9 protein-coding genes are annotated in these 7,820 nt (G+C 48.8%); 6 read left to right on the top strand and 3 right to left on the bottom strand.

Annotated elements, in window-relative coordinates:
- Positions 1-400: 400 nt before the first annotated feature.
- Positions 401-1,846, bottom strand: coding sequence for an MFS transporter (locus ACJ2PR_RS34220; RefSeq protein WP_446880393.1), 1,446 nt, complete (start codon positions 1,844-1,846; stop codon positions 401-403).
- Positions 1,847-2,143: 297 nt separating this feature from the next.
- Between ACJ2PR_RS34220 and ACJ2PR_RS34215 the strand changes: the two genes are divergently transcribed.
- Together ACJ2PR_RS34215 and ACJ2PR_RS34210 are read left to right on the top strand one after the other, a co-directional pair.
- Complete coding sequence (locus ACJ2PR_RS34215) at positions 2,144-2,683, top strand: phosphoribosyltransferase (protein WP_446858388.1); 540 nt, start codon at positions 2,144-2,146, stop codon at positions 2,681-2,683.
- A gap of 219 nt (positions 2,684-2,902) precedes the next feature.
- A complete protein-coding gene (locus ACJ2PR_RS34210; protein ID WP_446880392.1) occupies positions 2,903-3,301 on the top strand; it encodes a hypothetical protein in 399 nt (132 codons plus the stop codon).
- Positions 3,302-3,428: 127 nt separating this feature from the next.
- On the opposite strand, the gene ACJ2PR_RS34205 is transcribed toward ACJ2PR_RS34210, so the two are convergent.
- On the bottom strand, positions 3,429-3,764 hold the full coding sequence (locus tag ACJ2PR_RS34205) for a hypothetical protein (protein WP_446858386.1): 336 nt from the start codon (positions 3,762-3,764) through the stop codon (positions 3,429-3,431).
- A gap of 105 nt (positions 3,765-3,869) precedes the next feature.
- The gene (locus tag ACJ2PR_RS34200) at positions 3,870-4,808 is read right to left on the bottom strand and encodes an AEC family transporter (RefSeq protein ID WP_446880391.1); all 939 of its coding nucleotides are present in this window, start codon (positions 4,806-4,808) and stop codon (positions 3,870-3,872) included.
- A gap of 62 nt (positions 4,809-4,870) precedes the next feature.
- Between ACJ2PR_RS34200 and ACJ2PR_RS34195 the strand changes: the two genes are divergently transcribed.
- The 4 genes from ACJ2PR_RS34195 (at position 4,871) to ACJ2PR_RS34180 (ending at position 7,716) form a co-directional block, all read left to right on the top strand.
- Positions 4,871-5,647: a M15 family metallopeptidase gene (locus ACJ2PR_RS34195; protein WP_446880390.1), complete on the top strand. Its 777-nt coding sequence runs from the start codon at positions 4,871-4,873 to the stop codon at positions 5,645-5,647.
- Positions 5,648-5,854: 207 nt separating this feature from the next.
- Positions 5,855-6,538, top strand: a complete 684-nt coding sequence (locus ACJ2PR_RS34190; RefSeq protein WP_446880389.1) for an ATP-dependent Zn protease — start codon at positions 5,855-5,857, stop codon at positions 6,536-6,538.
- Positions 6,539-6,562: 24 nt separating this feature from the next.
- Positions 6,563-7,129, top strand: a complete 567-nt coding sequence (locus ACJ2PR_RS34185) for a Uma2 family endonuclease (RefSeq protein WP_446880388.1) — start codon at positions 6,563-6,565, stop codon at positions 7,127-7,129.
- Positions 7,130-7,149: 20 nt separating this feature from the next.
- Positions 7,150-7,716: a Uma2 family endonuclease gene (locus ACJ2PR_RS34180; RefSeq protein WP_446880387.1), complete on the top strand. Its 567-nt coding sequence runs from the start codon at positions 7,150-7,152 to the stop codon at positions 7,714-7,716.
- Positions 7,717-7,820 lie beyond the last annotated feature (104 nt).

Below are 7,820 nucleotides of genomic sequence, written 5' to 3'. Positions count from 1 at the left end.
AGTCGATGAGAAGCCAGCGTTCTATGCGTCAGCATGAACGTCTGGAGTATGTCACTGGAAGATTTAAGGAACGTTTCCGAAGTTACAACCCCTTGCGGGTATCTCGAAGAAATTGTAGCGGAAGCATTTCGTCGAATTCACACAAACCCTCTTGTTTAAATTGCCTCCCTACCGATCGGAAAGGGGGGTTTTTCTGTAACAAGAAGGGGAGTCCACTTGAATATCAAGGTTGTTCAGCATCAATTCGATGAGGTTTTTTCGCTTCGCTGTTTGACACTTCTGCCCTCCAAACTGCTAATTCTGGAGGCTTTTCGGACAAAATTTCCGGCTCAAAGTCCCTCACTTGTGGAATTTAGGAGTCTTGCAAAACAGCGGAGAGACTTATCGAATTCACAATCAATCAAGCGTCTTCAGCTTGGGCGCGTTTGCGTTCTTGGAGTTTGAGCAAAATCTCAGCGTGAACCTCTTTGGTAATTGGGTAAAGGTACGCTAACCCCACACCGATCAGCAACACAACGAGCGGCGCAGGGCCGACCAACATGCGGATTGCCCACAGCGCAGAATCAGGTTGAATCGGATCAGGTTGACCAGACACCGTTTCTAGAAAGCCTGATTTTTGTAACACCCAGCCGACGATAAAAAGCCCGATCGCCAGCGCCACTTTTTGTAACAGCACCATAAACCCGTAAAAGATGCCTTCTCGACGCTGCCCGGTTTGCAGTTCGTCTAACTCGATCACATCGGGAATCATTGACCAGGGAATCAGATAAGCCGTCGATACGCCAAACCCCGCCATGATCGCCAAAACATACAGCAACAGATTTTGACCCGGCTGCAAGAAAAACAGTCCAATTTGAGCAATAATCCACACCGCCATGCCCATAAAGTAAACCGCTTTTTTGCCGTAGCGCTTGCTGACTCCGCCCCAAACAAACAACATCGCCAAAGCCGTCACCTGCACCGCAATCACTACTTTAGTAAAGTCAGCATCCTCTAATCGCATCCAATTTTTGACAAAGTAAGGAATCACCGAAACCGTATTTTGCACCGCCAACCAGGAACACAGGTAAATTCCAATCACATACAAAAAAGGCTGATTGCTAAACACAATTTTGAGTTGTTCTAGGTAAGGAAGTGAGGCTTCGGTGGTGACTTCCTGGCGTTGACGTTCTGTAATAGCGACTCGTTTGCGAGTTCCCCAGACGCACCAATAAAGCGGCAAAACCGAAAGAACCGCACAGACTGCACCCAGCACTAGATATTGTTTGGACGAATCGCCTTTGAACAGAGCAAAAATCCCCAGCGCCAAAATTAGCGACAAAATGCTGCCACTGATCGAGAACGCAAATCGATAGCTGTTGAGGCTGGTACGCTCATCGTAGTCCTGCGTCAGTTCGGGAGTGAGGGCCGTGTAAGGCAGGTTGACGGCCGTATAGAAACTGTTGAAGACGATCGAGATCGCCACATAAAACCAAAACAGACCCCATTGATTCGCTGTCGGGTCATTGCTAAAACGAGGCACCACCCACTGCAAAAAAAAGAAAATCCCAAACGGCACGGCCCCAAACAGCATCCAGGGATGACGACGACCCCAACGGCTGCGAGTACGATCGCTCAACACCCCGATGATCGGATCATTGATGGCATCCCAAACCTTGCTGATGAGTAGAATGCTGCCTGCCATTCCAGGTTTTAGCCCAGCGACATTGGTAAAGAAAATCAGCAAAAACACGCCCAGAACGTTAGCGGTGATAGCCGGCCCCAGATCGCCTGCTCCATAGGCCAACTTCTCACTCAAACTGAGCTTTTCGGAGAGCGCAATCGGAAGATCATCAGAATTGTTCATAAAGGAGTCGTGAAATCCGGGTTAACAGTTGTATTATTCTCATCATCTTTGACGATCGATTACTCAAATCGTGCCAATTCTTAAGACGATCGCGATTGCGCTAATTGCTCTAAGATCCAAGCTCAATTCTCTATAAAGCTGCACGTCTGTATGATCCCTCCTGCCCCCCTTAAAAAGAGGGGTAAATAAAAGAGCCTTCTCCTTATTTGATGGGGCTATCAGAATCTAATTTATGCAGCTTCACCGAGGAATTGGTATCAACTCCCGTTTCATCCCTCATCCCTCATCCCTCCTTCTATGTCTGACCTCCACGTAACCTGGGACGATTATCACCAAAAGATCGAGCAGTTAGCCGCTCAGATCTATCGATCGAACTGGGAATTTAACCAAATTGTCTGTCTCGCAAAAGGCGGATTGCGCGTGGGTGACGTGATCGCTCGCCTCTACGACGTGCCTTTAGCCATTCTCTCGACCTCTTCTTATCGCAGCGGTAAATCTCGCAGCACGCTGGTATTTTCGCGTGATCTGACGATGACCACGCCTAGTTTGGGCAGTCACGTTTTGTTAGTGGATGATCTGGTCGATTCGGGGGTGACGTTGCAGAAGACGATCCCGTGGCTCGATCGACACTATGGTTTTTATATCGAAGAGGTTCGCACGGCCGTTCTCTGGTACAAAAATTGCTCGGTGATCAAGCCCGACTATTATGTAGATTATTTGCCTGACAACCCCTGGATTCATCAGCCGTTTGAGCGCTATGAGCAGATGAGTCCCGCTGATTTGGTGTTAGAAGATGCCCCCGTAGAAGTCAGGAGTCGAGAGCCGGAAACTTGTTGAGCAGTGCCACCGTCTCAAACTCAGTAAATCTGCTTGCTATACTGGTCAAACTGGCTAAAAATTTACTTTTTAGCACTTAAAACAACAGAGCTTTTGAGTTAGCGCCTGAGAAAACTCGATCGGGATTGCAGTTACCGTAAGAATCGCTGATTTCTCTGTAGTTTTTGACAGATAAGGGTGCCAGGTTGAAGGCTGTTTGAATTTTTCCTGAGATTGAAAATGCGCGACAGAAGCGATCGCTTTCAAGTCCAGACTGTGCCCCTTGCTCCGACAAAGCCCAAACGCCTCGGCGCATACCTGGTCGAAGCGGGACTGCTCACGTCGGCCCAAATTGACGTAGCGCTAAACGATCAGAAGATTATGGGCGACATGCGGTTTGGAGAAGTCTTGGTCGCGCGAGGCTGGATCAAACAGCAAACGCTAGACTATTTGATCAAAAAAATCATTGAACCCGAACAGCGAGCCGTCGCGCAAGAACGCCTGACTCCACCCACCACTCCCCCGCGTGAGCATCCGACGATTCCTCCTAAGACAAATTTGGTTGAAGGAGTCAACGATCGCAAGCCATTGCCCTCGGTTCAACAACAAAAGGACGATGGCGTGAGTTGGGTCGGTTGAGAAGAATCAGACGACCAATAAACCTGGATTCAATGCAGTTTTTTCGCTTCGTTGCTGAGATCTTCTGCCCGCAAGTTGCCAATTCTGGGGAACTTTCAGATCAGAGTTTTAGTGAAGCGACCATTGACTAGCGAGGAGCAGCACAAACTTGATCCAGCATTCTACGAGTGGCTGAAGATTGAGCTTTCATGAGCGGTTTGAAGGTGACTCCATCCTGATTGGCTACTTGAAAGCGACCATCGCAGGGTGTGTAGGCAAATAGACGATCGTTGCCAATTTGGTAGATGAAAAAATAACCCTTGCGTCCTTCAAATCGAACCGAGTCCAAATTCAAATAAACTTTCTCTCCAGTGGAGGCGATTCCTTCGTATTCCCAGCGATCGACGTTTCCCGCGATCGACGGCAGGGCAGAAAGACCGATTGTGCTGACGATGGTGACGATGGCAGCGATTCTTTTTAACATTTTTGATGCGCTTGAGTGAAGCCGTAATCTTGAAAGCTACGGTAGGGCTATCTGTGGCTTCAGAATTGGCGTTCTTCATTCCGAAAGCAAATGATTACAGGATTGTTACTGATCGAGAATGAGAAGCCAGAGCGGAAGGGTGATGAGAAGGGCGATCGAGCCTGTTGCCAGCGCAGTCACCGTCAGATTTTTGTCTAACTCATAGATTTCTGCCAGTACCAGAGTTGAGAAGGCGGGAGGCATGGCCATTTGTAGAACGATCGCTTGCTGCACCGATCCAGTGATCTGAAACAGCGGCAGGATGCCAACTCCTAGAACAAGAGGAACAATCAGCATTTTGATCGTCAAACTCCAGGCAGCGCGGTTCAAATGAGTTAGAGAAGGCAGTTGGCTGAGGCGCATTCCGATCAAGACGAGGGCAAGCGCGATCGCACTCCACGCCAGATGATGCAGGCTACTTTCTAGCACTTCAGGAAGGGGTAAATTGCGCGTGGCTAAACCAAATCCAAAACTCCAGAGCGCCGGATTTTTGAGAATAGTGAGCGTGAGTTGAAGGCGGCTTTCTTGCCCCAGACCAAATTGACTGGCGACGATCACGCCCAACCCCCACGTTCCCAACGTCGATCCCAACAGGTCATAAAATAGCGCCCAGGCGAAAAATTTCTCGCCTACCAGAGCCAGTGTGACTGGAAATCCCAAATAGCCCGTGTTGCCCACCATTGACGATAGGAGAAAACTTCCTTGAGTGGGGCGGCTCCAGTTCTGAGACCTGATTCGTAGCCACGCCAGCCCTGCCCCTGTAAAAATAGCAACCCAAGCTACCACAGGCGCGATCCAAATCTGACCCGACAAATCCGCTCCGCGCAAAAATCCTAAAATGCTGAATGGAATGCCGACCCAAAAGAGAAATTGTCCCAAATATTTAGCAGCCGACTGAGGCAAATAGCGCCCCAACAGCCAGCCGAGAAGGGCCCAGCCAACCAGGGGGACATAGAGATCAAAAAGCTGAATCGTCAGGTGAGGCATCAGAGAGGGGTGATACACGCTGTAATCCTTAGCTACATTCTGTAATACTTGAAGGTGGACAAAAGTGAAGGAGGGAATCCTTGGATAACGCGGGTCTGCCTGAAAAACCTCCCAAAAACCAGGCTGCATCGTTTGACGACATTCCCGAAGCGCTGCGGGAGACACCGATCGCTCAACCCAAGCCTCGTCCCAATCGCACTGGGCTAATCGTGGGACTGGTGTCGATCGGGCTGCTGTTGGGGGGTGGAGTCGCCTATCTGATCAGACAGCCAAATTCGATCGCCCCGAATAACGGCTCTACTCCAAACACGACTACTCCTTCAACTCCGTCACCCACTGCGTCTCCAGACAAGCTTTTGGGACACTTTAAGTATGGCGAGGCTCCTCAATCTGAGCTAGAGCCAATCAGTCCCGATGGAGGCATTCGGTTGCGAAAGGCGGCCGCAGCGGCTTACAAACAAATGAGCAACGCGGCCCTAGCCGACGGAATCCTTCTCGCCCCGCTGTCTGGGTTTCGATCGCTCTCTGATCAGCAGCAAGTTTTCTTTGATGTCAAGGCCGAGCGCCTGCAAACTCCTCAACAGCGTGCCGGGGTCAGTGCCCCTCCTGGATATAGCGAACACCACACCGGGTATGCGATCGACATCGGGGACGGCGACACACCTGCGACTAATCTCAGTCCTGCCTTTGAGCAGACGGCCGCCTTCAAGTGGCTTCAAGACAACGCCGTGCGCTTTAATTTTGAGCTATCGTTTCCCAAAAACAATCCTCAAGGCGTGACCTATGAACCGTGGCACTGGCGATTTGTGGGCGATCGCCAAAGCTTAGAAACCTTCTACAAAGCCAGAGGAAAGTAGGAGGAACTCGATCGGGATCAACCCTCAAATTAAATAAGAAGATTTTCTTTAATAAATTTACCCGGCTGTCTCCATCGAGAGTTCTGAAAGTCAAAGTCCCCCAGAATTGGGGGAAGGGGGCTTCCCAAGTTTGGTAACTTCTTTGCTAGAAATCTCCTAAGTCCATTATTTAACAGTTTTCTTTTCGGCTAGATCAAAATTCTTTTTATGAACCAAACTGCGCTCAACTTGGTCGCGATTTCGATTTTTGCGATGACTGTCTCGACGATTTTGGGGCCGTTGATTCATTTGCCGCCTGCAATTCCCGCGATCGCCACGTTCACTGTTCTCGGTCTGGCTACACTGGATTCCTTCACCTGGCAGGGGCGGGGAGGAACGATCGTGCTGGATTGGTTGGCGAGTTTTTCTCCGGCGCATCGGGCACGAGTGGCGCGACATGAAGCGGGGCATTTTCTCGTCGCCCAACAGTTGGGAATTCCCGTCACGGGCTATACATTGAGCGCTTGGGAGGCGTTTCGTGCGGGGCAACCAGGACAGGGAGGCGTACAGTTTGACACACAGGAATTAGAAGAACAGCTTCAGCAAGGAAAACTATCGGCGCAACTGGTCGATCGCTACTGTACGGTTTGGATGGCGGGCGGCGTAGCAGAAACGTTGGCGTACAAAACGGTAGAGGGCGGAAATGATGATCTGCAAAAGCTTCGCATGACGCTGGCTCAATTGCGACTTCCCGATTCTCAAATTCAGCAAAAAGAACGGTGGGCGGCACTCCAGGCAAAAAACTTGATCGAACAAAATCAAGAGGCTTACGATGCGCTGGTGGCGGCGATGGAAGAACGGCGATCAATTGAGGACTGTCGGCAACTGATCCGCGCCAAAATAGAAGAGTAATTCTTTGCAATTGGGAGGTGACAAATGGTACAAACTCCAAACAAAACAATCACGTTAGAAGAATTTCTGAAGCTACCCGAAACCAAACCAGCCAGTGAATATATCAACGGTGAAATTATTCAAAAACCGATGCCTCAAGGAAAACACAGCATCCTTCAGACAGAGCTTTGTCCTGCTATTAATAGGATTCTAAAGCCGCAAAGAATTGCTCATGCTTTTTCGGAGTTACGCTGCGTATTTGGAGGACGAGCGATCGTTCCTGACATTTCAGTTTTTACCTGGAGTCGAATTCCAAAGGATGTAAATGGAGAAATTGCCAACGTTTTTGAACTGGCTCCTGATTGGGTAATTGAAATTCTTTCACCTGATCAAAGCTCAACCAAAGTCACTAAAAAAATTTTGCACTGCCTTGATCATGGATGTTTGATGGGTTGGCTAATTGATCCTAGCGATCGAGCCGTCATCGTCTTTTCTTCTAATCAAAAACCTCAGCTTTTTGACGAAGCCGATCAGGTTGTATCTGCTCCAGAATGGGCGGCTGAATTGCAGCTAACTGTTGGGGAATTATTTGGCTGGTTACAGTTGAGTTAGCCCAAATGGAATGACAAAAAATGGTACAAACTTCCGCCAAAACAATCACGCTAGAAGAATTTCTGAAACTACCAGAAACCAAACCAGCCAGCGAATACATTGACGGTGAAATCATTCAAAAACCGATGCCTCAAGGTGAACATAGTGTCATTCAAAGTGATTTACTTTCTGCGATCGATGCAGTCGTGAAACCTCAAAAAATTGCTCGTGCTTTTCCAGAACTTCGATGCACTTGTGGGGGGCGAGCAATTGTCCCAGATGTTTCAGTTTTTACTTGGGATAGAATTTCTCGAAAAGAAAATGGAGGCATTGCTAATGTGTTTAGTGTGGCTCCTGATTGGGTAATCGAGATCCTTTCACCTGATCGAAGCTCAACCAAAGTCACTAAAAAAATTTTGCATTGCCTTGATCATGGCTGTTTGATGGGTTGGCTAATTGATCCTAACGATCGAGCCGTCATCGTCTTTTCTTTTAATCAGCAACCCCGAATTTTTGACGAAGTGAATCAAGCGTTACCTGTTCCAGAATGGGCGAGTGAATTGCAGCTAACTGTTGGAGAATTATTTGGCTGGTTACAGTTGAGTTAAGACAAACAAGAAACTTCCTGAATTAACGTCAGTTCGATGAGAGTGACTCACTTCGTTGTTCACGGCTTCTGCCCCCCAACCCCCCAATTTTGGGGGACTTTCAG

It is taken from the genome of Phormidesmis sp. 146-33 (genome assembly GCF_052939515.1).
This window is presented reverse-complemented; position numbering and strand designations above follow the sequence as displayed.

Coding starts and splice junctions, on each gene's coding strand:
- ACJ2PR_RS34220 (WP_446880393.1), bottom strand. CDS start 1,846: ATGAACAATTCTGATGATCTTCCGATTGCGCTCTCCGAAAAGCTCAGT.
- ACJ2PR_RS34215 (WP_446858388.1), top strand. CDS start 2,144: ATGTCTGACCTCCACGTAACCTGGGACGATTATCACCAAAAGATCGAG.
- ACJ2PR_RS34210 (WP_446880392.1), top strand. CDS start 2,903: ATGCGCGACAGAAGCGATCGCTTTCAAGTCCAGACTGTGCCCCTTGCT.
- ACJ2PR_RS34205 (WP_446858386.1), bottom strand. CDS start 3,764: ATGTTAAAAAGAATCGCTGCCATCGTCACCATCGTCAGCACAATCGGT.
- ACJ2PR_RS34190 (WP_446880389.1), top strand. CDS start 5,855: ATGAACCAAACTGCGCTCAACTTGGTCGCGATTTCGATTTTTGCGATG.
- ACJ2PR_RS34185 (WP_446880388.1), top strand. CDS start 6,563: ATGGTACAAACTCCAAACAAAACAATCACGTTAGAAGAATTTCTGAAG.
- ACJ2PR_RS34180 (WP_446880387.1), top strand. CDS start 7,150: ATGGTACAAACTTCCGCCAAAACAATCACGCTAGAAGAATTTCTGAAA.